Source organism: Mesorhizobium sp. P2_B11, assembly GCF_056404855.1.
In genome coordinates, this window is record NZ_JBFUDF010000001.1 from 217,318 (window position 1) to 242,645 (window position 25,328).

The following is a 25,328-nucleotide window of genomic DNA, read 5'->3' on the forward strand; positions in this document are numbered from 1 at the left end:
CACGACAGAGGCGTCGTTTGATGCCTCGTCAGAGGTGACGCAGCGGGACTACAGCAGTCCGGCCAGTTGGGCCGCGCTGCGCAGATTCTGCCGCGGCCGCGGCCCGAGCTGCTGGATCACCAGCCCGGCGGCCAGCGAGCCGAGATCGCCGCAATCCTTCAGGCTGCGCCCCGCAGTGTAGCCGTAGAGGAAACCGGCGGCGTAGAGGTCACCGGCGCCGGTGGTGTCGACCAGTTCACGGATCGTCGTCGCCTGGATGGTGACGGTCTCCTCGCCGCGCACGATCACTGAGCCCTTTTCCGAGCGGGTGACTGCGGCGATCTTGCAGTCCTTGCGAATAGCCTCCAGCGCCTCGTCGAAGGACTTCGTCTGGTAGAGCGACTTGATCTCGTGGCTGTTGGCAAAGACGATGTCGACAGTGCCCGAGCGCATCAGCTCGAGGAACTCGTCGCGGTAGCGGTCGACGCAGAACGAATCCGACAGCGTCATCGACACTTCGCGCCCGGCCGCGTGAGCTAGCTTTGCCGTCTGCCGGATCGCCTCCTTGGCGCGTGGCGGATCCCACAGATAGCCTTCGAAATAAGTGACCTTGGCGCCCGAGGCCTTGTCGGCCTCGACGTCTTCCGGGCCGAGTTCGACGCAGGCGCCGAGATAGGTGTTCATCGAGCGTTCGCCATCGGGGGTGACGAAGATCATCGAGCGCGCCGTTGGCGGCTGGCCCTGGAGCGGTTTGGTGTCGAAGGCGACGCCCTGGGCGTGGATGTCATGGGCATAGATTTCGCCGAGCGGGTCGTTCGAAACCTTGCCGAAGAAGGCGGCGCGGCCGCCGAAGCTGGCGATGCCTGCCGCCGTATTGCCGGCGCTGCCGCCGGACGCCTCGATCGCCGGCCCCATGCGGCTGTAGAGCAACTCGGCGCGCTTGGTGTCGATGAGGTTCATCGCACCCTTGATGATGCCGTTGGTCTCGAGAAAAGCGTCGTCGCACTGGGCGATGATGTCGACAATGGCATTGCCGATGCAAAGCACGTCATAATCCGGCATCAATGTCTCCGCCTTGGAACCTGCCGGCTTTCTGCCATGCCGGCCGGGCGCGGGTCTAGCGATTTGAGATCGCTTTGCCTAGCCGTCAAATCGAACTGGACCATGCGCGCCACAGAGATGTGCGGCTACAGTTGCATCGCCATCGAAGCATCTCGTCCGCTTCCCGGACTAAAAGGCCTCGATCGCAACCATTGAAGGCGCTGGCGGACCATGCAAGCAAAGACCGACATGACCACCGAACTGGCGCTGCTTGGCGTGCTGGCCGCTCTGTGGGGCGCGTCCTATACATTCATCAAGATCGGCGTCGAGACGATCCCGCCGATCACCTTCATCGCGGCCCGCACCTTGATCGCCGGCGGCATCCTGCTCGCGCTGATCCGCTGGCGCGGCCTCTCCATGCCGAAGGACGCCGCGACCTGGTGGCGTTTCATGGTCCAGGCCTGCCTGAACAGCGTCGTGCCGTTCACGCTKATCGCCGCCGCCGAGCGCTCCATCGATGCCGGCCTCGCCACCATCCTCAACGCGACATCGCCGATCTTCACCTTCCTGCTGACCGCGCTCATCACCCGCCACGAGCAGGTGACCGCACGCAAGCTGTTCGGCGTCGGCGCGGGCATAGCCGGCATTTGCCTGATCGTCGGCACCCAGGCACTTGGCGGTCTCGGCCATCAATTGTGGGCGCAGCTTGCCGTCGTCGCTGCGACGATCTGCTATGCCGGTGCCGCCATTTTCGGCCGCGGCTTCAGGGGACTCGACCCGATGCTGCCGGCCGCCGGTTCGATGCTGTGCGGCGCGGTCATCCTCGTCCCCTTGAGCCTTGTGGTCGACCGCCCGTGGACGCTGTCGCCTTCAATGGCGTCGATCCTGGCCTTGCTGGCCTTGTCGGTGTTCTCGACGGCGCTGGCCTTCTGCATCTTCTTCCGCCTCATCCACACGCTGGGTTCGGTCGGCACGACCTCGCAAGCCTATCTGCGCGTGCCGATCGGCGTCGGCATCGGTGTCCTGTTCCTCGGTGAAAGCCTGGGGCCGACGGCGTTCTGGGGCATGGGTTGCGTCGTCGCCGGCGTCGCGGCGATGACCATTCCCGCCCGTTCGCGGGTGCTGGCGCGCTAGCAACCTTGCGGCCCAAGCGGTCTCAGCCTATCTCGGAGATGTCCATTTCGACCGAGGTTGGAGGCGCCCTGTGATTCTTGACGCTGCCCGCGCTGCCCTCAGTCGGCTGTTCTCTCCCGAATTCCGCGCGGTTTTCCTGAAGACACTTGGGTTGACCGTGCTGGCGCTGGTCGCTTTGTGGTTCGCTTTGACCGGTGTTGTCGATTGGCTGGCCCTGCCGTGGGTCCACTCCCTGTTGCCTGGCCTGCCGTCCTGGGCCGGATGGTTGAGCGGCATCATCGCGGCCGTCGCGCTTGCCTTCGGCATGGCGCTGCTGATTGCTCCGGTGACGGCAATCGTTGCCGGCCTGTTTCTCGACGACATCGCCGAAGTGGTCGAGCGCACCGACTTTCCTGACGACCCGGCCGGCAGGGCCATGCCGGCGCTGCGTTCGCTGGTGCTGTCGATAAAATTCCTCGGCGTCGTTGTAGCGGGCAACATCGTCGCCCTGCTGCTTCTGCTGGTGCCGGGCATCAACATCGCCGCCTTCTTCATCGTCAACGGCTACCTGCTCGGCCGCGAATTCTTCGAATTTGCCGCCATGCGCTTTCGCCCCGAAGCCGAGGCGAGGGCGTTGCGCAGGAAATACGCCGGCACGGTGTTTCTGGCCGGGCTGCTCATCGCCGCCTTCCTCGCCGTGCCGCTGCTCAACCTTTTGACGCCGCTCTTCGCCGCCGCCATGATGGTGCATCTGCACAAGGCGGTTGGCGCGCGGGAAAACGCCAGGCGATAGGCGGCTTGCTCAACGCAATAGAAACCCGCGCCCAAGTTCATCGTCAGGCTCGACGGTGAATTCGGCCCGCCCCGAATAATAGGCGCGGCCGCCGACGCGTGCGATGATGGCCTCATGCGGCCCGGCTTTGGTGGTACGCGCCGCCGCGCCGGAAAAGCGCGAGCCGGCGATGCTTTCGAAGGTCCGCTCCCGGCCAAGGTCGATCTCGCCCTTGGCATGCATCGCCGCCAGCCGCGCGGTCACGCCGGAGCCGGTCGGCGAACGGTCGACCTCGGCATCGGCGAACACGCAGACATTTTTCGTCGCCTCGCCGGAAAACGCATCGTGCCCGTCGGTCAGAATGGTGCCGTAGAGAAAAGCGAGATCGGCATGGTCGGGATGTGACAGCGGGAACTCCGCCTTCAGCCGTTCGGTCAGCGCGGTTGCCGCATCAACGAAATCCCGCACCCGGCTGCGGCCGAATTCCAGAGCGAATTGATGACAGTCGGCCAGCGCATAGAAGGCGCCACCATAGGCGACGTCGAAGGCGATGGTGCCGTATCCTGCCAGTTCGATTTTCTGGTCGCGGGCAAACAGGAAGGCCGGCACGCTCTCGAACGACACGGCACCGGCTTTGCCATCCCTGACCTCCACCGAAGCGACGACCAGGCCGCAAGGCGCCTCGATGTTGACAATCGTCACCGGCTCGCGCCGCTCGACCAGGCCTTCATCGACGGCATAGCGGCCGAGCGCGATGATGGCGTGGCCGCACATCGTCGAGTAGCCCTCATTGTGCATGAACAGCACGGCGAGGTCGGCGCCAGGCAGGTCGGGTTCGACCAGCAGCGCGCCATACATGTCGTAGTGGCCGCGCGGCTCGAAGATCAGCAGCTTGCGCAAATGATCCAGATTGTCGCGCACATAGGCGCGCTTTTCCAGGATCGTGCCCTTGGGGATATCTGGATAGCCGCCGGTAATGACCCTGAGCGGCTCGCCGCCGGTGTGCATGTCGACGACGGTGAGCGTCATTCGGGAACCTTAGCCTGAGGATTTGGAAAACAGCGCCTGCAGCTTGCCGAACGGCATGGCGGCGCGGGTGAAGCCGAACGTGCCGTCCTGCTGGATTTCGCGCGCCGCCGTTTCCAGCATGCCGAAGGCGAAATTTGTCAGCCACGGCCCGAGCGAGATGCGCTTGACACCGGCCATGGCGAGGTCGGCGATGGTGAAGCTTGGCAGCGCCATGACATTGACCGGTCTGCTCACTGCTGAGCAGACTTTCTGGATCGTTTCGACATCGCTCAGGCCAGGCGCATAAAGCACGTCGGCGCCGGCCTTTTCGAAGGCTTGCAGCCGCTTGATGGTGTCGTCGAGGTCAGGCCTGTCCCAGAGGAAATTCTCGGCCCGCGCGGTGAAGACGAAATCGTGCTTGAGCGCCCGTGCGGCTTCCGCTGCCGCGGCGACGCGCTCGACGGCGTGCGAAAACTCGTAGATCGGCTTGTCCGGATCGCCCGTATGGTCCTCGATCGAGCAGCCGGCGAGGCCTGCCGCTGCGGCCGCGAAAATGGTTTCGCCCGCCTGCTCGGCGCTGTCGCCCTTGCCCTTCTCGAGATCGGCCGAGACCGGCAGGCTGGTGGCCGCCGTCAGCTCGCGGCAATGGTGGATCATCGCCTCGAACGTCACCGCGCCGTCGGGCAGGCCGCGCGAAAAGGCAAAGCCGGCGCTGGTCGTCGCCAGCGCCTTGAAGCCAAAGGAGGCCAGAAGCTTGGTCGTGCCGACATCCCAGGGATTGGGCATGACGAAGGTCGAGGCGTGCAGGTCGCGAAAGATCTTGCCCTTGTCCATGGTGCTTCCCTTCATGTGCGGAACTGTGGGTCGGATTCTATCGTGCCAAAATGCACCGGGCAAACGAATGCGGTTGGCTCAGAAGCGTTTGGCGTTCTCTCCTGCCAATTTGTCCAACGCGTCGGAATCCTTGACGTAGTGCGACGTCTTCTTGTCCCAGTGATAGGTGACGGAAATCGCGTGAGATTGAGCCTCGGGCGGTTGCTCGTCACAGCTTTCGTCGCTGGGTGCCGTGGCATCCGTCACCGTCACTTTGATCGCGGCATAAGGCTGTTCGTCGGCGATCGCCTGGAACGCCACATCCTGCGTGCGCCTGTAGGCGCAGAGGTTCTCGTCGAACGTATAGATCATGTCGACCAGTTCGAACTTGTCGTTGCGGATCATGATCAGCGGTGTGATGACATAGCCCTGGCTCGAATTGAAATGCGTGCTGGTGGTGATGAGCACGTCATCGCCGGTGTCGATAGACAGCTTGCCGGGTTCGCGAAACGAGGTGCTGCGGTCGACGGCGACATTGACGGCATCGAGCAGTGCGGGCTTGCCGGTGATGTCGTAGAGCGCCAGCACCGCATAGCCTTCGGCGCTGTCGGAAGAGTCGCCGAGGTCGAACAGCATGGCCAGCCGGTCCTTGCCGCCAGCCTTGATGGCGAGCGCGCCGGCACCGGAAAAACCCGCCGTGTCGGGCGGCGAGCCGCCGGAATCATGACCTTCGATATGGCGCATGTCGATCGGCAATCCACCTCTGTAGAAGCCGTTGCTGTCTCCGGTCAGGTCGGGAATGACGATCCGGGCGAGGTCGAGATAGGTGGTTTTGCCATGACCGGGGATGGCACTGCCAAGATCCGGATAGTCATCAGCTTGCGCGCCAGCGGCCCTCCACAGGCACGGCAGCAGCACAAGGGCGAGGAGGAAGCGAAGCAGGGTGGATTTCATGCGTGGCCTCGGGTTGGCGGGCGGCACGCTAGCACGGACAATCGAGGCGTACAGCCGTGGGCTGACGATCGGATCAGTGGATCGGCACCAGCCCGGCCAGTTCGCGCATGTCATCGAACAGGACGCCGCCGGCGTCGGCCAAGCCGTCGCGGTCGGAATAGGGGTCGCCATGATAGGAGTAGACGCGCATGCCGGCAGCAATGCCGGCCTGCGTGCCGGCGACGCTGTCTTCGATGACGATGCAGTCGGCGGGCGCAAAACCCATGGTCTTTGCCGCATGCAGGAACAGGTCCGGGAACGGCTTGCCGCGGCCGACCATGGTCGCGGAGAACATGGCGTGCTCGAACAAGGGCAGCAGGCCGGTCTGGCCGAGCGTGATGTGCATCTTCGAGATGCGTGCCGACGTGGCGACGCAATAGGCGATGCCGGCCTTGCGCACCGCTTCGATGAAGTCGCGGACGTAAGGGATAGCCTCGACGCCGTGCGAGAACAGATCCGGCAGGCCGGCATTCCAGCGATCGACGAAGTCGGCCCCGAGCCGGACGTCGGTCGAAGCTTCGATCTCTTTCTGCACCGAGATCATGCTACGGCCGGAGAAATGCTTGCGGCAATATTCGAATGTGGTGGGATAACCGGCAGCGCTCAGCCATTCGGCAAGTCGCCGGTTGGCAAGGTTCTCGGTGTCGACGAGGATACCGTCGCAGTCGAAGATGACCAGTTTTGGAAGGCCCGGCATCAAGCGGTGCCGGTCGATCCGAACCCGCCCGCTCCGCGTGTCGTGGCGCCGGCCAGGCTGCGCTCCTCGACCGTCGCTTGCGTTACTGTGGCAAACACGATCTGGGCAACGCGCATGCCGCGCGTCACCGCGAAATCCTCGTCGCCAAGATTGACCAGCAGCACCTTGACCTCGCCGCGATAATCGCTGTCGACCGTGCCCGGTGAATTGAGGACCGTCAGCCCATGCTTGAAGGCAAGGCCGGAACGCGGCCGCACCTGGCCTTCCATGCCTTCGGGAATTTCCAGGATCAGACCGGTCGGCACCAGGGCGCGCTTGCCCGGCAGGATCAGCAGCGGCCGGTCATCCGGCACCGCGGCGCGCAGATCCATGCCGGCGGCGCCGGTGCTTTCATAGGCGGGGAGGGGAAGTCCTTCACCATGCGGCAACCTGACGAAGCCGACAGTGGGACCAATGACGGAGGAGTTTTGGAGGGCTGCGCGCATAAAATCGATCCTATCGGCGCGAACCGCGATTCGGTCAACTCGCGCAAGAGGGTATCAACGGCTTTCTTTGAGGCCTCACGATGACCCGAGGTATGGCGAGATTCAGGTCAGGCCGAGTCGAAAACGACAGGTTTCGAGAACCGGAGCGGAGCGTACTTAAAGTACGTGAGCACCGGAAGCGCAGAAACCTGCCGTTTGCAGGCCGGCATCACCTGAATATCGACATACCTCAACGCAGTTCCACCGGCACCACCGTCGTCTCCTTGATCTCCTCCATGACGAAGGAAGCCGAGACATCCGATAGCGCCACCTTGGCGATCAGCCGCTGGTAGAGCCGGTCATAGGCCTTCACATCGGCGACGCGTGCGCGCAGCACATAGTCGAGATCGCCGGACATGCGGTAGACCCCGGTTATCTCTGAGAAACCGGTTACCGCGGCGCGGAATTTCTGCAGCCAGTCCGGATCGTGGTTGGAGGTGCGGATCAGGATGAACACCGAGAGACCGAGCCCGAGCTTGTCGGCATCGACCAGCGCCACCCGGCCAGTGATGACGCCGTCCTCCTCCAGCCGCTTGACGCGCCGCCAGCAGGCGTTGCGCGACAGCGACACTTTTTCCGAGAGCTGGTCGACCGACAGCGTGCCGTCGCGTTGCAGCTCGGCCAGCAATCTTCGGTCTATTTCATCGAATTCAAGCGCCATGTTGGGATGAATGTCCCAAACTAGAGCGTTAGGCAAGGACGAATTGAGACCGATGAACCTTTCCCCTATGGCAAGGTACCCAGCATCGGGGCTTATCCCGGTAGGAGGGATCACCATGACGACGCTGTTTTCGAAGTTGTTCACCTCGCACCCGGCCAAGGTCGGCGAAACCTATTTCAGCCACATGGCCTTTGCCGCCTGGTTCTCCTCGCGCCTCCTGATGGCTGCCGGAGCCGCCCTTGTTCACGCTTTCTTGCCATTTCTCTTCGAGACTACGGCAAGCCGAATCGTTCGCGAGCTCTACGAGCGGACGCACAACAGAGGCTCACACGCGGTCAAGGAGCCCCAGGCTCTCTTGGATCGCGCCTAGGAACGGTCGAAAGCGATGTGCCGATGGGCGGCCTATCTGGGTGAAGCGGTCTTCCTCGAAGACATCGTCACCGCGCCCTGTCATTCGCTGATTGCGCAGAGCCATTGCGCCCAGGAAGCCAAGTCGCCGACCAATGGCGACGGCTTCGGTCTTGCCTGGTATGGCGACCGGCCCGAGCCTGGCCTCTACCGCGACATCCTGCCGGCCTGGTCGGATCCCAACCTGAAGAGCCTGTGCCGGCAGATCAAATCCGGCCTGTTCCTCGCCCATGTCAGAGCGTCGACCGGCGGCGCCACCAGCCGCATGAACTGCCATCCCTTCATCTCCGGCCGCTGGTCGTTCATGCACAACGGCCAGATCGGCGGCTTTGAAAAAATCCGCCGCGCGCTGGAGAATTCGCTCTCCGATGCCGTCTTCGACCAGCGCGAAGGCACCACCGATTCCGAACTGTTTTTCCTGCTGATGATCGACGAGGGGCTCAACGGCGATCCGCAAGGTGCCGTATCGCGCGCCACCGCTCGCGTCATCGAAGCGTCGCGCCGGGCCGGTCTTGAGCCAGCCTTGAAACTCACCGCAGCCTTTTCGGATGGGCAGGCGCTGTATGCCGTACGCTACGCCAGCGATGCCCACGCACCGACGCTCTACACCTCGATCCGCAATGGCGGCCGCTGCATCGTGTCCGAGCCGTTCGACCGCGAAGGCGGCGACTGGCAGGCGATCCCGCCGGCGAGTTTCGTCACCATTACAGGTCATGGCATGAGCATCCGGCCGTTTGTGCCGGCGTCAACCCGGTTGGCACTGGTCGTCTAGGTCGTAATCTAAGCCGCATTCCTTCGCGCCCCCCTCTGTCCTGCCGGACATCTCCCCCACAAGGGGGGAGATCAGCTGTCATTGCGGTTTTCGCCAATCTCCAAAGTTTGAAGAAAGGCGCCGTCGGCGAAGCTGCTGATCTCCCCCCAAGTGGGGGAGATGTCCGGCAGGACAGAGGGGGGCGCCGTAGAGTGCCGACCTCAAAGAACCAAGCAAGCGCAATTCCGATCAAGCGCTGCCTGTCCTGGAAATGCTGAAACTTGGCTTCAAGCCGTTACACGCGGGACAGCAGCGGGAGCATTCATCATGGACCTCGTATTCTCCTCGACCATCGAACTGGCTGCTGCCATTCGAGATCGCAAAACCTCCGCTGTCGAAGCGCTTGACGCGCATCTGGCACAGATCGACCAGCACAACGAGGCCGTCAACGCCGTCATCAATCTCGACCGCGAAGGCGCCCGCGAGCGCGCGAAAAAGGCCGACGCGGCGCTGGCGCGCGGTGACGTGCTCGGCCCATTGCACGGTGTGCCCTTCACTCTAAAGGACACGCACGAAACGGCTGGCATGAAGACCACGGTCGGCTTTCCACCTTTCGCCGACCATGTGGCAAAGGCAGACAGCCCGGTTGTCGCCCGATTGAAGGCTTCCGGCGGCATTCTCATGGCCAAGACCAATGTCGCCACCATGCTGGGCGACTGGCAGTCGGACAATCCACTGTTCGGCCGCACCAGCAATCCGTGGAACCTCACGCGCACATCGGGCGGCTCCAGCGGCGGCGCCGCGGCAGCGGTGGCCACTGGAATGGCGCCATTCGACATCGGCACCGACATGCAGAGTTCGATCCGCCTGCCGGCGGCGTTCTGCGGCATCTATGGCCTGAAGCCGACCGAGCACCGCGTGTCGCTGGCCGGCGCCTTCCCCGATCCGGGCGCCGCTGCACGCAGCGTGCGGCTGATGTCCTGCCTCGGCCCGCTGGCGCGCAGTGTCGACGATCTGGCGCTGATCTACGAGATCATCGCCGGTCCGGATGGCGCTGACACCGACCTCGAGCCGGTGCCCGTCGACGCCATGCCGAAACTCGATCTCAAGACGCTGCGCATCGCCGTCGCGCCGTCCTTCGCCGGGTTTCCGGTAGCCAGCGACATCAGTGTTGCTATCGAAAGTGTGGCGAAACGGCTGCTGTCGGCAGGGGTGATTGTGGAGGAAGCGAAACTGCCTGAGCTCGATCTGCATGACGATCTGGAGCAGGGCGGCGCGCTGATCGGCATGATGCTGGAGGCAGCGCAGCCCGAACCGCCGGAGCAGCCGACGCCGGTCTCGCGCTGGTTCGAGGCGCTCGCCCGCCGTGACAGGTCCATTCTCGCCTGGGACAGGTTCTTCGAAAATTGTGATGCCTTGCTGTGCCCGGTCGCCATGACCACGGCCTTCCCGCATTGCGAGCCCGGAACGCCCATCGACGTCGACGGCCAGGAGCAGAGCTACTGGATGCTGCCGGCATATGGCGCGGTGTTCAACTATTCCGGCCATCCGGCGCTGACGATTCCCTGCGGGCAGGACAGCGACGGCTTGCCCATCGGCCTGCAACTGGTCGGCAAGCGCTGGTCGGAAGCGCGGCTGCTCGGCATCGCCAAGGCGATGGAGCCGCTTACCGACGGCTTTCGCCACCCGCCCGGCTACTGAGCGAAGCGCTCCAGCCCGTAGGGCGCAAGCAGCGGGTCGCGTTCGCCATCGAGGATTTCGCGGCTGGCGAAAAGCCCGACCGCCGGCGCCAACGTGATGCCGGAATGCATGACCGCGATATAGAGACCATCGACACCTTCGGCGCGGCTGATGATCGGAAAGCCATCGGTCGGCGTCGGTCGGCAGCCGACCGTGTGAAAATCGAGTTCCAGCCCGTCGCCCCCGCGCAAGGCTGCCTTCGCCGTCGCAAACAAGTCGCGCGCCGTGGCGTCAGGGTTGTCGCCCGGATCGCCGCCGGCGAAATCCGAGCCGGCAATGATGCGGCCCTCCGCGGTCTGGCGCATATGCAGCCTCTCGGCATGCACCAGCCCGTTGAGCAGCTTCTTGTAGGGCCGCGAGTGGACGATCAGGCCGGGCGGCGCCTCGATCGGCAGCTTGATGCCGGCGGTGGCGGCTATGGTCGGGGCGCCGGTGCCGGCGGCAATGACAACTTCGTCGGCGCTGACAGTTTCTCCCGAAACGACAATGCCGGTGACTTTGCCGTTGACGAAGGCTAGCCGATCCACCGTCCCAGCGATCACTCTTGCCCCGCGCCGTTCGGCATCGGCCAGCAGCGCCTTGGCCGCCGCAACCGGCTCGGCCACGCCTTCTTCCGCGACATAGACAGCGAATTCAGGCGGCTCGACGAGGTTGGGCTCGATCTGCGCCGCCCGCTTGGCGTCGACGCGTTCGATGCCGTAGCCCCATGCAGAATGCTCGGCCGCGTAGGCTTCGAGCTTGTCCGCCGGCAAATCCCAGCACAGCCCGCCGCACCATCTGAGTGGCAGCCCCGGCAGCTCGTTTGCCAGCCGTTTCCACTCGGCCATGGCACGGCTGCGCAGCCGGAAATAGATTTCGGGGTTGCCCCAGCTGGCATTGATCCAGGCAAAGGAATTGGGCGTGGCGACGCCACCGGCGCCGCTCTCGGAAACAACGGTGACCCCTGCGCCCGCCTTGGTCAGGTGCCAGGCGATCGATGCGCCGATGATGCCGGCGCCGATGACGATGATTTGCTTCGCCACGCTGTTCTCCATCCTGTTCCCGATAAGCTCCCACCTGCCATTTTGCGGCAGCTTTTGCCAATGCAAACTTCTGTGCTTGACAACAATACGTACGTACGTATTATTTGACCATGGCTAGACAATCACTCCGCGAAAAACTCCTTGATGCCGGCTTCCAGACCATTTGGACTTCCGGCTATGCCGCAGCCGGCGTGCGCGACATCGTTGCCGCGGCCGATGCTCGGCCGGGCTCATTTACCAACCATTTTGCGTCCAAGGAGGAGTTCGCCGGCGAGGTGGTGGACCGCTACTTCGCCTATGTCAGCGGGCTGGTCGAGAACGCGCTGGCGCGCGACGGCACGCCGCCCATCGGCAGGCTGCGCCGCTACCTCGATGTCATCACCTCGAAGCTTGAGGCGCATGAGTGGGCGCGCGGCTGCATGATCGGCAATCTCAGCCTGGAAACGGCGGTTCACAGCGAGCCGCTTAGGCTGCGGCTGGTCTCTATTTTCGAACGCTGGCGTCAGCCTTTCGCGGCCTGCATCGCCGAGGGCCAGGCGGCCGGCGACATCACCCGGGCATTCGACGCCGAGGATCTCGCCGACTTCCTGTTGTCGTCCTGGCAAGGCGCCATGCTGCGGATGAAGGTCGAGCGCAGTCCGGAGCCACTCGAGCGGTTCAAGAAAATCATCTTCAGCACGGTATTTGCAAAGGAGCAGGCCAGATGATTTCAAAAACCGACAAACAGCTGACTGACGCCATGGCATCGAAGCGGCTGCAGATCGCGGTGCTCGATTCAACCATGTCCTATGTCGAGGCTGGCGCGACCGGCCCGACCGTTCTGTTCCTGCACGGCAACCCGACCTCATCCCATATCTGGCGCAACATCCTCCCGCATGTCGCGCCGTTTGGTCGCTGCATCGCACCCGACCTGATCGGCTACGGCCAGTCCGGCAAGCCCGATATCGACTATCGCTTCTTCGATCATGTCCGCTATCTCGACGCCTTCCTGGTGGCGCTCGATATCAGGGATGTTGTGTTGGTTGCGCAGGACTGGGGCACGGTGCACTGGCCTTTCATCTCGCGGCAAGGCGTCCGCAACGCATTCTCGGCCTCGCCTTCATGGAGTTCATCCGGCCTTTCGAGCGCTGGGAGGATTTCCACCAGCGCCCGCAGGCACGCGAACTGTTCAAGGCGCTGCGCACACCAGGTGTCGGCGAAAAGCTGGTCCTGGAGGACAATGTCTTCGTCGAAAAGGTGCTGCCGGCCTCGGTGTTGCGCACAATGAGCGACGAAGAGATGGCTGCCTACCGGGCACCGTTCCCGACGCCGCAATCGCGCAAGCCGGTGCTGCGCCTGCCCAGGGAATTGCCGATCGAGGGCCAGCCCGCCGACGTTGCCGCCATCAGCGAACATGACCATCGCGCGTTGCGGCTGTCCACCTACCCGAAACTGCTGTTTGCGGGCGATCCGGGCGCACTGATTGCGCCGCAGGCCGCACGCGAATTCGCGGCCGGGCTGAAAAACTGCCGGTTCATCAATCTCGGGCCTGGCGCGCACTATTTGCAGGAAGACCATGCCGACGCGATTGGCGGCGCCATTGCGGGCTGGCTTCCCGAGGTCGTTCGGGCGAGCCGCATGAGCGAGTTGGCCTGAAGCAACGCCAAGAGCGTTAACAGGACAGCTCGAAGTAGATCGGTCCAGCTTAATCACATGGGGGGTCACTTGCGCCGCTGGGTAAAAAGGCTGGTTTTTGCTGCGGCCGGAGCCGGCATCGTCTATGCCGCCTTCTTCGGCCCGCTGCCCTTCGTTCGATCCTGGTGGCAGGCGGGTGACGATAGCTGGGGGGATCCCTTGCATAAGCGCCATCGCATTGCCGACGGCTTGCTTCTGACCGGGACGCTGGTCGGGAAATCGCGAGCGGAGATTGTTGCCATGCTCGGCGAGCCGCCGAAGACGGACTATTTCGAGGACTGGAGCCTGGTCTATATGCTTGGTTCGGAAAGGGGGCTCTTCTCGATCGACTCCGAGTGGCTGGTTATGCGCCTGGACATTACTGGCTCGGTCAAGCAGGCGGCGATCGTCAGAGACTGAACCTGCCGCCAGGGTTATCAGAAGGCGTTTCCGTTCGACAGGCCGGGAAAGCGCTGCTAGAAGCCCGCGCCACAGACAGGATTCCGTAAATTGGCTGAAGACATCGACCAGGCGGTATCGCGCCGCCGCACTTTCGCGATCATCGCCCACCCCGACGCCGGCAAGACGACGCTCACCGAAAAGCTGCTGCTGTTCGGCGGCGCCATCCAGCTTGCCGGCGAGGTCAAGGCCAAGAAGGACCGCATCCAGACCCGGTCAGACTGGATGAAGATCGAGCGCGAGCGCGGCATTTCGGTCGTCACCTCGGTGATGACCTTCGAATATGAGGACAATGTCTTCAACCTGCTCGACACGCCCGGCCACGAGGATTTCGCCGACGACACGTATCGCACGCTCTCGGCGGTGGACTCCGCCGTCATGGTCATCGACGCCGCCAAGGGCATCGAACCGCGCACGCTGAAACTGTTCGAAGTCTGCCGGCTGCGCGACATCCCGATCATCACCTTCATCAACAAGATGGACCGCGAAAGCCGCGACCCGTTCGAAATCCTCGATGAGATCGAGCAGAAGCTGGCGCTGGACACCGCCCCCATCACCTGGCCGATCGGCCGCGGCAAGACCTTTGCCGGCACCTATCATCTGGCACTGAACGCGGTGCGCAAGGGTGACGCCGAGAAAGACCGTACGCCGGTCAACGGTCCCGATTCCAACCGAGTCGCCGGCCTTTTGCCGGAAAACGAGCGCGAAGCCTTCATCGAGGAGCTGGAATTGGCGCGCGAAGCCTGCCGCCCGCTTGATATCGACGCGTTCCGCGAAGGCCATCTGACGCCGGTCTATTTCGGCTCGGCGCTGCGCAATTACGGCGTGCGCGACCTGATCGAGGCGCTCGGCGCCTTCGGGCCGCCGCCGCGCGCGCAGGAGGCCGACACCCGCAAGGTCGAGGCGACCGAGGACAAGATGACCTCCTTCGTCTTCAAGATCCAGGCCAATATGGACCCCAACCACCGCGACCGCATCGCTTTCGTGCGCGTCTGCTCGGGCAAGCTCGAGCGCGGCATGAAGGCCAAGCTGGTGCGTACCGGCAAGCCGATGAGCCTGTCGGCACCGCAGTTCTTCTTCGCCCGCACCCGCGTCACCGCCGACGAGGCTTTTGCGGGCGATGTCGTCGGCATTCCCAATCACGGCACGCTGCGCATCGGCGACACGCTGACCGAAGGCGAGGAAATTCTCTTCAGGGGCGTGCCGAACTTCGCGCCGGAAATCCTGCGCCGCGTCCGCCTCGGCGACGCCATGAAGGCCAAAAAACTCAAGGAAGCGCTGCACCAGATGGCCGAGGAAGGCGTCGTGCAGCTGTTTTCGCCCGAGGACGGTTCACCGGCCATCGTCGGCGTCGTCGGCGCCCTGCAGCTCGATGTGCTCAAGGAACGGCTGAACTTCGAATACACGCTGCCGGTGGAATTCGAGATGTCGCGCTTTTCCGTCTGCCGCTGGATTTCGGCCGACGACAAGGCCGAGACGCTTCGCTTCATCGAGGCGCATCGCGGCGACATCGCCCGCGACCTCGACAACGACCCGGTGTTCCTCGCCCAGCATGCCTTCTCGCTGAACTACGAAGCCGAGCGCTGGAAAGCCATCCGCTTCGCCACCATCAAGGATTATCAGGTCCGCGACAGGGCGGCATAGATTCGATCGGTCGATCTCTGTGGCGAACCAACGCGGTTCCGACATATGCTTCATCAGAAGCTAAACTCGCAGCGGACTTGGTCGGATGTTTGGGATTTTGAGTGGCATCAGGTCGGCCCGCAACAGCCTGCGCAACGCTTTGCGCGAGGATGCGTTGCGCAAACCGGAAGATGGTGTCACGTCGGCAGCCGAACCAAATCCGGCGCCTGAGCTAGCAGGTGATGCCGGTGACGGATCCGGCGGCGCTTTGCATGTCCAGCTTCCACCGCCAGTTCTGCGCTACAAGGTTGCCGGTACCGAAGACGGCGATTGGTTTGTGGAATCGGGCCGAAGGTCTCTGGGCGATCTGGACCGGGCCCTGGCTTCCGTTCAGAAGTCATATGACGATTTCGACGCTGTTCTCGATTGGGGCTGCGGTTGCGGCCGCATCTTGCGGCACCTGCCCGTGCCGGTATTGCCTCGCAAACTTTACGGAAACGAAATCGACGCCGAGGCGATTGAATGGGTGTCGGCGAATATGCCATGGGTTGAAACGAGCCTTACCGAGGGCAAACCTCCGCTGCCCTACAGCGATGGCTCATTCGACTTGATCTTCAATCACAGCGTGATGTCCCATTTGGACGAGGACTATCAGGATGCCTGGCTTGCCGAGCTGGCGCGTGTCCTTCGTCCCGGCGGCGTCGTTACGCTCACGGTCCACGGACAGAATGCCTTCGATCAGTACTTCAATGCGATCCCGGCCGAAGCCCCTCTTAAAAAGCAGGTCGCTGATAGTTTCTACGGCCGGGGGTTGTACTACACCAAGGACGATCAATGGGGTCCCGATTTTCCGGACTTCTACCACTCCGCCTTTCACAGCACCCGTTATGTCTTCGATCATTGGTCGAGATTCTTGCGCGTGGCCCAGTACATCCCGCGCGGCGCCCTCGACTATCAGGACATGGTCGTCCTAAGGAAGCTGGAATAACAATCGTCCTTGGAGAAGGGCTGGGCGGCATGAATGAAGGGGAAGCCCTCCTGGCGGGCTATAGCGATTGGCGTCAGTCCAGGCTTGCCGAGAGGATGGGCTCGTCTGGCGAGCGGCCCGTATGGCACCATCTGATCACGGTTCTGGTCTACGGTGGAGTGTCAACGAACGCCGATGCCATGGCCCGCACGCTCTCGACATTGCTTGGCCAGACCCATCGCAACATCGAGATCGTGGTTGCAGGCGTCAGTGAGACGGAATTGCCGGATTCGGGTGACTTTGTCACGCTGCGTGGCCTGTTTGCAGAGCCCGCGCTAGATCCTCTGCAGGTGTTGTCCGATCCCACCGTTGATCGCCTATGGCGCGGCACCCACATCGTCTTCGCGCCTGCCGGCACCACTTTCGATCCCGATGCCTTTGCACTTTTAAATCGCATGCTTTCGCCTTCGCGCGGCGCGTCTGCGCCGGATCTGATCATCTGTGATCACGATCGCATCTCCGCAACCGGGACATCCGCGCAGCCCTGTTTCCTACCGGGTTGGGATCCCGACCTGATCGTAGCAATGGATTATATCGGCACCGCCTTCATGGCGTCGCGAAAGCTTCTTCACGATCAGCGTTCGGGGTGGCGGCTGGACTCCCTGCATGGTTGGTTGTGCAATCTGGCCAACACTCGGCTTGCCGTGGGCCATCTCACCGAGACCGTCATGCGCCTTCCCATCGGTCTGCCGCGTCCTTCGACAACAAGTGCTGCCGTCATTCAGTCCCCGCGATCGGTGGCGATCGTCATCCCCAATCGTGACCAGCCGCAACTTCTTGAACGTTGCGTGCAGTTGATGAAATTCCTCGACGATCCCGCGCCGGAGCTGGTGATCGTGGATCATGCCAGCACCGACCTCGCGACATTGGCGCTCTATGCGCAACTTGAGGAGCGACACGGCGCTCGCATCGTCAAGGTCGGCGGCCGGTTCAACTTCTCGCGTATGGTCAATCTGGGCGTGGCGGCCACGAGTGCGGAAGTTGTGGTGCTGGTCAACAACGACGTCGAGGTTACGGATCCCAGCCAAGTGAAAATGATGCTCGGACATGCGATGCGGCCGGAAGTTGGTGTCGTGGGAGCGCGCCTGTTGTATCCGGACGGCACGGTGCAGCATGCCGGCATCGTCTTGGGAGCCGGCACTCCAAATGAGCATCCCGTGGTGGCGGCGCTGCACATGTTGCGAGGCGCTCCGGGAGACGAGGACGGCTATCTCCATGTGCAGCGTACCTTGCGCAACTATCAGGCTGTGACCGGTGCCATCATTGCCACGCGACGGGCCGTGTTTGAGCAGATCGGCGGTTTCGACGAGGTGAGCCTGCCTGTCGAATACAACGATATCGACTATTGTTTGCGCGCGCGCGCAATGGGCCTTCGGGTTATTGCAGTGCCGACCGATGGGATCATCCATCGCGAGTCTGCGACGCGAGGGTTCGCGCAGACGCCGGAGGTGGAAAGGATGCGCAGCGCAGCCATGCGCCTCATTGCCGAGCGTTGGGGCGAGGCGGTGAAACACGATCCCTTTCGCAATCCGCATGTCGATATGGGCGAGCAGCCGCAAGCTCGGTTTCCCTGGACAGATAGGGCAAGCATTTCGTGACGATAATGGGTTTGATTCGGCGGCTTGCTCGTCGCATTCGGCGGCTCATCCCGTGGCGCAAGCAATTGCGGGCCGTACTTGGCCTTGAATTCAAACAGAACAACCTTCGCACACTGGCTGAATTGGCCGGGGTCTTCGATGCTCAATGGTACCTGAACACTCACAGGGACGTCGCCGCCAGCGGCATTGATCCCTTCGCCCACTATATGAGCGATGGCTGGCGAGAAAAGCGGAAGCCTGCGGACGGGATCGACATCGAAAGCTACGCCGCGATGGTTCCCGGTTTTCGGCCCGGGCACGACAATCCGATGTCCTGCCTGCTTCAAAGCGGCGTGCAGCTCAATGCCATACGGGTGAAGCTGTCCGGACACGACCCTGTTCCACTTCCTCGCAATCTGGAGGATGGCTTGTGTGTAAGCGGATACCTGTGTTCGGAGATCGGACTCGGCCAGGCAGCGCGCAACATCGTATATGCTTGCGACGCAGCGCGTCTGCCGGTTTCTTCCCGTTCCCTTGCTTTGCCCGGGCGTGAAAACGAGGCGGAGTTCACAAGCAAGTGCAATCCGCTGGTTGATCGCAAGGCCCAGCTGGTCGTTACCGGCCTTGCTGCCACCGACCATTATCGCCAGGACATTGCCCCGGGTCGGCTGAACGTCCTCTATCCCTTTTGGGAGCTTGGACGCGTTCCTCGGGAGTGGCATGCCGCAATCCGTGATTTTGACGAGGTCTGGGCGCCTTCCAGGTTTGTCGCCTCGGCCCTTGCCGACATTTCCGGCCTGACCTTGCACTATGTGCCGCAGCCGGTGCGCCTTCCTCTCCAGCAGCCGGCGCAGCGCACGGACCGCACAACCTTGCGCTTCTTCACCTATCTGGACTTTGACTCCTACGTCGCGCGGAAGAATCCGCAGGCCGCCGTCAATGCCTTTCGGGCCGCCTTTCCCGCGGCGAAACGTGACGTCGAACTCATCGTCAAGACGCGTGGTGAGCGCGACGATGGATTGCGGAACTGGCTTGGCGAGATCGCGGCGCAGGATGATCGTATCCAGATTGTCGACCGTACCTTGGATCGCATCGGCATAGATGCGCTGATGGCTGGATGTGACGCGTTCATCTCACTGCATCGGTCCGAGGGGTTTGGGTTCGGCGCCGCCGAGGCTCTGGCGGCGGGCAAGGCCGTCGTCGCCACGGACTACGGGGGCACGACCGATTTCATCAATGAGCTGACCGGCTACCCCGTTGCCTACAGGCTGGAGCCGGTTCGCCGCGGCGAGTACGTTCAGACCAAAAATCAGGTCTGGGCTACCGCAAACGCGGACGCCGCAGTTGATGCCTTGCGCGCCATCCATGCTTCTCCCGGTGAAGCCGAGGCACGCGCCCGGCGCGGTTTTGCCTTGCTCCGCGAACAAAATGCGCTGGCCGTCGTAGGCCAGCGCATTGCGCATATCCTTGGCGAGCACGGCCTGATCCGGCGATAGAACCGGCCGCAGCAGGCCAGAGCTTATCCCTTCGCCGCCGCTTCGATCTTGGCGATATCGATCTTGCCCATCTGCATCATCGCCGACATCACCCGGCCGGCCTTGGCCCGGTCAGGATCGAGAAGCAGCTTCGGCAGTTGCTCCGGCACGACCTGCCAGGAGACGCCGAACTTGTCTTTCAGCCAGCTGCATTGCGACGGTTCGCCGCCACCTTCGATGAGCTTGTCCCAGAAATAGTCGACCTCTTCCTGCGTCTTGCAGTTGATCGACTGTGACATCGCCTCGTTGAACTTGAATTGCGGTCCGCCGTTGAGCGCTTGAAACTGCACACCGTCGAGTTCGAACGTGGTCACCAGCGCTTTGCCCGCATCGGCGTGACCCTCGGGCCAGCGCAAAACGCTCGTCACCTTCGAATTCTTGAAGATGGAGACGTAGAAATTCGTCGCCTCTTCGGCCTGGCCATCGAACCACAGACAGGTGGTGATCTTTTGCATCGTCTTTCTCCTCGGTGTTTGAAGGTTGTGGGTTTCTTTGGGGGAAGGGTCAGGCGGCGCCCTTCGCGGCGTCCTGGAGCGAAAGAAGATAGGCGTCGAGCTGGGCGTAGCTTTCGGCCATGCCGCTGGTCATACCGGTGCCGAGCGCGCCGTCACGGGACGCCTGCGAGGCGTAAAGCACGGTCTGCGTCAAAAGGGTCTTGCCGGTCTGCTCGGCAAAGGTCACCGTTCCGATCGTCTCGCCACCGGTCCAGTCCTCGTCGAACAGTTCGGTGGCGACGATCCGGCTTGGCCGCACGATCTCGCGATAGGCGCCGCTCATGCCCATGCTGCGACCGTCGCGGTGCTGCCAGACATAGCGTGTGGCACCACCCACCCTGAGGTCGATTTCGCACACAGCCAGCCGCCAGCCGTCCGGCCCGTGCAGCCAGCCTTTCAAAAGCTCCGGTATGGTCCAGCAATCGAACACCACCGGCCGCGGCGCGTCGAAGATGCGGGTGATCTGGACTTCACGGTCGCTCGGCGTGGTCACGGTCAATGTCGCAACGGTCGAGCCGGGCAAGGTGGTGGTGCTCACGATGGTCCTCCTGCGTTTGTCTGTTTGCCCAAGGACGTCCGGCCGACCGGCGATCCGACACGGGCTTCGGATATTTTCGGCGAGCGTTCGAGCTGTGGCCCGCCCGCTTCCGGTTATTGGTCCGCCGCGTCGGGGTTCTTCTCGGCCTGAAGGGCACCCAGCAAGGCGTCGAGACGCTGGAAATTGCCTTCCCAGATCTTTCGGTAGCGCTCCAGCCAGTCATTGGCTTCGGCCAGCGGCCGAGCTTCCAGCCGGCACGGCCGGCGCTGCGCGTCGCGGCCGCGTGAAATCAGCCCGGCGGCTTCCAGCACTTTCAGATGCTTGGAGATTGACGGCTGGCTCATAGCGAACGGTTCGGCCAGTTCCATCACCGAGGCTTCTCCCTGGATGAGCCGGGCAAGGATGGCGCGCCGCGTCGGGTCGGCAAGCGCAGCAAAGGTGGCGTCGAGCTGGTTCATTTTGCGTCCATAGCCAATAAGATATATACCCATTTGGCTATATACGGCTGAACCACTTTCGTCAACCCGCTTGCGCCTTGCGTTCTGGCGCATTGCAAAAATGTGGCCAGACCATATTTGCGCGTCTATAACGCCTGCGGTCCGAATTCAGCGCCGCCACGCTCCGCACTGGGCGCAGCCAGCCAGCTAAGGAATGTTCATGCCTGCCTATCGCTCCCGCACCACCACCCATGGCCGCAACATGGCCGGCGCCCGCGGCTTGTGGCGTGCCACCGGCATGAAGGATAGTGATTTCGGCAAGCCGATTATCGCTGTGGTCAACTCCTTCACGCAGTTCGTGCCCGGCCACGTCCATCTCAAGGACCTCGGCCAGCTGGTGGCGCGCGAGATCGAGAAGGCCGGCGGCGTCGCCAAGGAATTCAACACCATCGCCGTCGATGACGGCATCGCCATGGGCCATGACGGCATGCTCTATTCGCTGCCGTCGCGCGAGCTGATCGCCGATTCCGTCGAGTACATGGTCAACGCGCACTGCGCCGACGCCATGGTCTGCATCTCCAATTGCGACAAGATCACCCCTGGCATGCTGATGGCCTCGCTGCGCCTCAACATCCCGACCGTCTTTGTGTCAGGCGGGCCGATGGAAGCCGGCAAGGTGGTGCTTGCCGGCAAGACGCAGGCGCTCGATCTCGTCGACGCCATGGTCGCGGCCGCTGACGACAAGATCTCGGACGAGGACGTCAAGGTCATCGAACGCTCGGCCTGCCCGACCTGCGGCTCGTGCTCGGGCATGTTCACCGCCAATTCGATGAACTGCCTGACCGAGGCGCTCGGCCTGTCGCTTCCGGGCAACGGTTCGACGCTGGCGACCCACGCCGACCGCAAGCGGCTGTTCGTCGAGGCCGGTCATCTCATCGTCGATCTCGCCCAGCGCTACTATGAGCAGGATGACGAGAGCGCGCTGCCGCGCAGCATCGCTTCCAAGGGTGCCTTCGAGAACGCCATGACGCTCGACATCGCCATGGGCGGCTCGACCAACACCGTGCTGCACATTCTGGCCGCCGCCCACGAGGGCGAGGTCGATTTCACCATGGAAGACATCGACCGGCTGTCGCGCCGCGTCCCGGTGCTGTGCAAGGTGGCGCCGGCCAAGTCGGACGTGCATATGGAAGACGTCCACCGCGCCGGTGGCATCATGGCCATCCTCGGCCAGCTCGACAATGCCGGGCTGCTCAACCGCGACCTGCCGACGGTCCACACGGCGAGCCTTGGCGAAGCGCTCGACCATTGGGACATTTCCCGCACCACGAGCCAGAACGTTCGCGATTTCTTCCTCGCCGCCCCCGGCGGCGTGCCGACGCAAGTGGCGTTCAGCCAGGACCGCCGCTGGGACGATCTCGATCTCGATCGTGAAAAGGGTGTCATCCGCTCGGCCGAGACGCCGTTCTCCAAGGATGGTGGCCTTGCCGTGCTGAAAGGCAATCTGGCGGTCGATGGCTGTATCGTGAAGACGGCGGGCGTCGATGAATCGATCCTGAAGTTCACCGGCCCGGCACGGGTGTTCGAAAGCCAGGACGCTTCGGTGAAGGCGATCCTGTCCAACGAAATCAAGGCCGGCGACGTCGTCGTCATCCGCTATGAAGGGCCGCGCGGCGGCCCCGGCATGCAGGAGATGCTCTATCCCACGAGCTATCTGAAGTCGAAGGGCCTCGGCAAGGCCTGCGCGCTGGTCACCGACGGCCGCTTCTCCGGCGGCACCTCCGGCCTGTCGATCGGCCATGCTTCGCCGGAAGCCGCGGAAGGCGGCACCATCGGACTGGTGCAGGAAGGGGATACGATCGAGATCGACATCCCCAACCGCACCATCCGCCTGGCGGTCAGCGATGCCGAACTCGACGCTCGGCGTTCGGCGATGGAGGCCAAGGGCGCCCTGGCCTGGAAGCCCGAGGAAAAGCGCAAGCGCAAGGTGACGACCGCGCTGCGCGCCTACGCCGCCTTCGCCACCAGCGCTGACAAGGGCGCGGTGCGGCACGTGCCGGAGTGATCCTGCCCGGCTAGTGGTGCTGGCCGTACCAAGGCGATTTCGGATCGGGAAGATAGGGCCAATCCGCACGGGTTGGCAGCGATCGCTTTGCGTCTTCCGCCTGTGATGGTGTCAAGAAGATGCCGAACAGGTCGTTTCCACCGTTGAGCGCGTAGTATCGCACGCCCGAATGGGTGAGTTGGTCATTGATGATTTTGAAGAAGACATAAGTGGCCGTGCCCCAGCTTTTGTCTTCGCTGCCCACACTATCCGGCGCGTATATCACGAACTCCTGGCCAGCCGCGCGCACGGCGTATCGTGAAGCGTAGGTGTCTACGCTCTCCTCGACTGCGATTGGGTTTTTCACATATTGCCGAAGCTCCGGCAAAACGTCTTGGTAGGTCTTTGCGATTCCTTGTTCGGCGAGGCTCTCTGCGTCGAGGTGATGCGCCTTGTCGTAGTCGAGGGCCATGGCAGGAGATTGCACGGCAAAGGTGCCCAACAAGACGGATCGTAGAAAGGACATGAGCCGAGCAGCGCGCATAATCGCACTCCGTTATGGCATCAACTGATATTCATAAAGCTTCTGATACAGCCCGCCCTGGTTGAGCAGCGTGTGATGCGCGCCGCTTTCAACCACCTTGCCGGCTTCCAGCACCACGATCGTGTCGGCCTGGTGCACCGTCGACAGGCGGTGGGCGATGACGATGGTGGTGCGCCCGGCCGTCAGCTGCTGCAGCGCGTCGCGGAACAGCGCTTCCGACTCGGCGTCAAGCGCGCTGGTTGCCTCGTCGAGCAGCAGGATCTCGGCATTGCGCAACATGGCGCGTGCGATCGAGATGCGCTGGCGCTGGCCGCCTGACAGCAGCGCGCCGTTCTCGCCGACATCCGTGTCATAACCTTTCGCCTGGGCACTGATGAAGTCATGCGCATTGGCGGCCCTTGCGGCGGCCATTACTTCCTCGTCAGTGGCGCCCTCGCGCCCGAGCCGGATGTTGTGCATGATCGTGCCGGCAAACAGGAACGTGTCCTGGCTGACATAGGCGATCTTTTCCCTCACCGAGGCGAGCGTGGCGTCGGAGATGTCCTGGCCATCGAACAGCACCTTGCCGCCCTGCGGGTCGTACATGCGCATGATCAAATTGAGGATGGTCGACTTGCCGCTACCCGAGGGCCCGACCAGCGCCGTCATCTTGCCGGCCGCGAGCGTCAGATCCAGTCCTTCGAACACCGGCGGGCTTTCCGGATAGGCGAAGCTGACCTTGTCGAAATGGATTTCGCCCGGCCCGGCCAGCAACGGCTTTGCATCCGGCTTTTCGGCCAAGGTCAGCGGCCGGTCGGCGAGCTCGAACATCATGCGCACGCCGACAATGCCGCTCTCCAGCGAGATACGGACGCGCGCCAGGCGCTTTGCCGGCTCATAGGCCAAAAGCAGCGCCGCGATGAAGGCCATGATGTTGCCCGGCATCTGGCCGCCCTCCAGCACCAGAAGCCCGCTGACCAGGACCGACCCGGCAATGGCCAGCCCCGCCAGCGTTTCCATCACCGGGCTGGTGGCGGCCTCCAGCGTGGCGATGTTGTTGGCGCGGTTCTCGACGTCCGACACCGCCTTGTACATGCGCTTGCGCATCGCGCCTTCGAGACCGAAGGATTTGACGACACGCACGCCGATTGCCGTTTCCTGCATCACCTGCACGATCTGGCCGAGCGAGCGGAATTCCTGCTTCGCTATCTTGCGCACACGCTTCAATATGTGGTTGACGCCGTAAATGGCGACAGGCCCGATGACGAAGCAGATCAGCGACAGCCCCGGCTGCTGCCAGACCATGACTCCGACCAACACAACCATCGTCAACAGATCGCGCACATAGGATGTGACGACGAGGTCGAGCACGCTGCGCGCCGCTTGCGCATTGTTGGTCATGCGGGTGATCAGGTCGGACGACGAGGTCGAATGGTAAAATTCGATGCCTTGCGCCAGGATGCGGTCATAGATCTTGCGCTGTCGGTCGGCAATGATGGCGTTGCCGACGCGGCTCATGAAATAGGCCTGGACGAAATTGGCGATGCCCTTGAAGACGAAGATCGCGGCGACCCCTCCGGCGATCAGGTTGACGCGGTCGAGCCTCTTGTAAATCACGAATTCATTGGTGATCTCGCGCAGAATCCAGGCGCTGGCGCCGGTCATGGCGGCCACCACCAGCATCGACGCAATCGCGGCGGCATAGCCGAATTTGTGGTCGTGGAAGGATTCCCTGACCAGCCTCGCGATGAGGCGCTGGTTTTCCGTCGAGCGGAAGAAGCGAAACAATGGCGGATCCCATGCCTGACTGAGACGAATTTCGGATTCGCCACAGGGGCGAAAGGCGGCTTATAGAGCGAGTTGTGGCCGGATGGAACCTTTCGCTGTCGCGGCGGC

25 protein-coding genes and 1 pseudogene are annotated in these 25,328 nt (G+C 63.0%); 13 read left to right on the plus strand and 13 right to left on the minus strand.

Annotated elements, in window-relative coordinates:
* Positions 1-48 precede the first annotated feature (48 nt).
* Entirely contained in the window at positions 49-1,041 is a 993-nt protein-coding gene (locus tag AC1DYJ_RS00945; protein WP_477279163.1) for an adenosine kinase, read from the minus strand.
* A gap of 210 nt (positions 1,042-1,251) precedes the next feature.
* Here AC1DYJ_RS00945 and AC1DYJ_RS00950 point away from each other — a divergent pair, with 210 nt between their 5' ends.
* Both AC1DYJ_RS00950 and AC1DYJ_RS00955 read left to right on the plus strand, forming a co-directional pair.
* A complete protein-coding gene (locus tag AC1DYJ_RS00950; RefSeq protein WP_477279165.1) occupies positions 1,252-2,154 on the plus strand; it encodes a DMT family transporter in 903 nt (300 codons plus the stop codon).
* A 70-nt stretch (positions 2,155-2,224) separates the two neighbouring features.
* Positions 2,225-2,926, plus strand: a complete 702-nt coding sequence (locus AC1DYJ_RS00955) for a sulfate transporter family protein (protein ID WP_477279167.1) — start codon at positions 2,225-2,227, stop codon at positions 2,924-2,926.
* A gap of 9 nt (positions 2,927-2,935) precedes the next feature.
* Here the strand turns inward: AC1DYJ_RS00955 and AC1DYJ_RS00960 are convergent, their stop codons facing one another.
* From AC1DYJ_RS00960 to AC1DYJ_RS00985, 6 genes are all read right to left on the minus strand, one after another.
* A complete protein-coding gene (locus AC1DYJ_RS00960) occupies positions 2,936-3,934 on the minus strand; it encodes a proline racemase family protein (protein ID WP_477279169.1) in 999 nt (332 codons plus the stop codon).
* A 9-nt stretch (positions 3,935-3,943) separates the two neighbouring features.
* Complete coding sequence (locus tag AC1DYJ_RS00965) at positions 3,944-4,747, minus strand: isocitrate lyase/PEP mutase family protein (RefSeq protein WP_477279171.1); 804 nt, start codon at positions 4,745-4,747, stop codon at positions 3,944-3,946.
* 78 nt (positions 4,748-4,825) lie between these two features.
* A complete protein-coding gene (locus AC1DYJ_RS00970; protein ID WP_477279173.1) occupies positions 4,826-5,680 on the minus strand; it encodes a hypothetical protein in 855 nt (284 codons plus the stop codon).
* Positions 5,681-5,753: 73 nt separating this feature from the next.
* The gene (locus tag AC1DYJ_RS00975) at positions 5,754-6,416 is read right to left on the minus strand and encodes an HAD family hydrolase (RefSeq protein WP_477279175.1); all 663 of its coding nucleotides are present in this window, start codon (positions 6,414-6,416) and stop codon (positions 5,754-5,756) included.
* On the minus strand, positions 6,416-6,901 hold the full coding sequence (gene dut, locus AC1DYJ_RS00980; RefSeq protein ID WP_477279177.1) for a dUTP diphosphatase: 486 nt from the start codon (positions 6,899-6,901) through the stop codon (positions 6,416-6,418). The genes AC1DYJ_RS00975 and dut overlap by 1 nt, the downstream gene beginning before the upstream one ends.
* Positions 6,902-7,130: 229 nt before the next feature.
* The gene (locus AC1DYJ_RS00985) at positions 7,131-7,601 is read right to left on the minus strand and encodes an Lrp/AsnC family transcriptional regulator (protein ID WP_477233545.1); all 471 of its coding nucleotides are present in this window, start codon (positions 7,599-7,601) and stop codon (positions 7,131-7,133) included.
* 115 nt (positions 7,602-7,716) lie between these two features.
* Between AC1DYJ_RS00985 and AC1DYJ_RS00990 the strand changes: the two genes are divergently transcribed.
* From AC1DYJ_RS00990 to AC1DYJ_RS01000, 3 genes are all read left to right on the plus strand, one after another.
* Complete coding sequence (locus AC1DYJ_RS00990) at positions 7,717-7,971, plus strand: DUF6356 family protein (RefSeq protein ID WP_112560713.1); 255 nt, start codon at positions 7,717-7,719, stop codon at positions 7,969-7,971.
* 15 nt (positions 7,972-7,986) lie between these two features.
* Positions 7,987-8,781: a class II glutamine amidotransferase gene (locus tag AC1DYJ_RS00995; RefSeq protein ID WP_477279179.1), complete on the plus strand. Its 795-nt coding sequence runs from the start codon at positions 7,987-7,989 to the stop codon at positions 8,779-8,781.
* A gap of 306 nt (positions 8,782-9,087) precedes the next feature.
* A complete protein-coding gene (locus tag AC1DYJ_RS01000) occupies positions 9,088-10,461 on the plus strand; it encodes an amidase (protein WP_477279181.1) in 1,374 nt (457 codons plus the stop codon).
* On the opposite strand, the gene AC1DYJ_RS01005 is transcribed toward AC1DYJ_RS01000, so the two are convergent.
* Complete coding sequence (locus AC1DYJ_RS01005) at positions 10,455-11,534, minus strand: NAD(P)/FAD-dependent oxidoreductase (protein WP_477279183.1); 1,080 nt, start codon at positions 11,532-11,534, stop codon at positions 10,455-10,457. The two genes, AC1DYJ_RS01000 and AC1DYJ_RS01005, sit on opposite strands and share 7 nt — an antisense overlap.
* A gap of 98 nt (positions 11,535-11,632) precedes the next feature.
* On the opposite strand from AC1DYJ_RS01005, the gene AC1DYJ_RS01010 reads away from it, so the two are divergent.
* The 7 genes and pseudogenes from AC1DYJ_RS01010 to AC1DYJ_RS01040 all read left to right on the plus strand — a co-directional run bounded on the left by AC1DYJ_RS01010 (position 11,633) and on the right by AC1DYJ_RS01040 (position 19,357).
* Positions 11,633-12,229, plus strand: a complete 597-nt coding sequence (locus tag AC1DYJ_RS01010; RefSeq protein WP_477279185.1) for a TetR/AcrR family transcriptional regulator — start codon at positions 11,633-11,635, stop codon at positions 12,227-12,229.
* A gap of 32 nt (positions 12,230-12,261) precedes the next feature.
* A pseudogene (locus AC1DYJ_RS01015) lies at positions 12,262-13,157 on the plus strand (haloalkane dehalogenase).
* A 69-nt stretch (positions 13,158-13,226) separates the two neighbouring features.
* The gene (locus tag AC1DYJ_RS01020; RefSeq protein WP_477425907.1) at positions 13,227-13,595 is read left to right on the plus strand and encodes a hypothetical protein; all 369 of its coding nucleotides are present in this window, start codon (positions 13,227-13,229) and stop codon (positions 13,593-13,595) included.
* Positions 13,596-13,685: 90 nt separating this feature from the next.
* Entirely contained in the window at positions 13,686-15,278 is a 1,593-nt protein-coding gene (locus AC1DYJ_RS01025; RefSeq protein WP_477279189.1) for a peptide chain release factor 3, read from the plus strand.
* Between the two features lie 85 nt (positions 15,279-15,363).
* Entirely contained in the window at positions 15,364-16,245 is an 882-nt protein-coding gene (locus AC1DYJ_RS01030; protein WP_477279191.1) for a class I SAM-dependent methyltransferase, read from the plus strand.
* Positions 16,246-16,274: 29 nt separating this feature from the next.
* A complete protein-coding gene (locus AC1DYJ_RS01035) occupies positions 16,275-17,882 on the plus strand; it encodes a glycosyltransferase (protein ID WP_477279193.1) in 1,608 nt (535 codons plus the stop codon).
* Positions 17,883-17,887: 5 nt separating this feature from the next.
* Complete coding sequence (locus AC1DYJ_RS01040) at positions 17,888-19,357, plus strand: glycosyltransferase (protein WP_477280188.1); 1,470 nt, start codon at positions 17,888-17,890, stop codon at positions 19,355-19,357.
* A gap of 23 nt (positions 19,358-19,380) precedes the next feature.
* Here the strand turns inward: AC1DYJ_RS01040 and AC1DYJ_RS01045 are convergent, their stop codons facing one another.
* The 3 genes from AC1DYJ_RS01045 to AC1DYJ_RS01055 form a co-directional block, all read right to left on the minus strand.
* Positions 19,381-19,851, minus strand: a complete 471-nt coding sequence (locus AC1DYJ_RS01045) for a VOC family protein (protein WP_477279195.1) — start codon at positions 19,849-19,851, stop codon at positions 19,381-19,383.
* Between the two features lie 49 nt (positions 19,852-19,900).
* On the minus strand, positions 19,901-20,428 hold the full coding sequence (locus tag AC1DYJ_RS01050) for an SRPBCC family protein (RefSeq protein ID WP_477279197.1): 528 nt from the start codon (positions 20,426-20,428) through the stop codon (positions 19,901-19,903).
* Positions 20,429-20,541: 113 nt separating this feature from the next.
* A complete protein-coding gene (locus AC1DYJ_RS01055; RefSeq protein ID WP_477279199.1) occupies positions 20,542-20,886 on the minus strand; it encodes an ArsR/SmtB family transcription factor in 345 nt (114 codons plus the stop codon).
* Between the two features lie 199 nt (positions 20,887-21,085).
* Between AC1DYJ_RS01055 and ilvD the strand changes: the two genes are divergently transcribed.
* Positions 21,086-22,930, plus strand: coding sequence for a dihydroxy-acid dehydratase (gene ilvD, locus AC1DYJ_RS01060; protein WP_477279201.1), 1,845 nt, complete (start codon positions 21,086-21,088; stop codon positions 22,928-22,930).
* Between the two features lie 10 nt (positions 22,931-22,940).
* Here the strand turns inward: ilvD and AC1DYJ_RS01065 are convergent, their stop codons facing one another.
* Positions 22,941-23,381, minus strand: a complete 441-nt coding sequence (locus AC1DYJ_RS01065) for a hypothetical protein (protein WP_477425909.1) — start codon at positions 23,379-23,381, stop codon at positions 22,941-22,943.
* An 84-nt stretch (positions 23,382-23,465) separates the two neighbouring features.
* Positions 23,466-25,220, minus strand: a complete 1,755-nt coding sequence (locus AC1DYJ_RS01070) for an ABC transporter ATP-binding protein (RefSeq protein WP_477279205.1) — start codon at positions 25,218-25,220, stop codon at positions 23,466-23,468.
* Between the last annotated feature and the right edge of the window lie 108 nt (positions 25,221-25,328).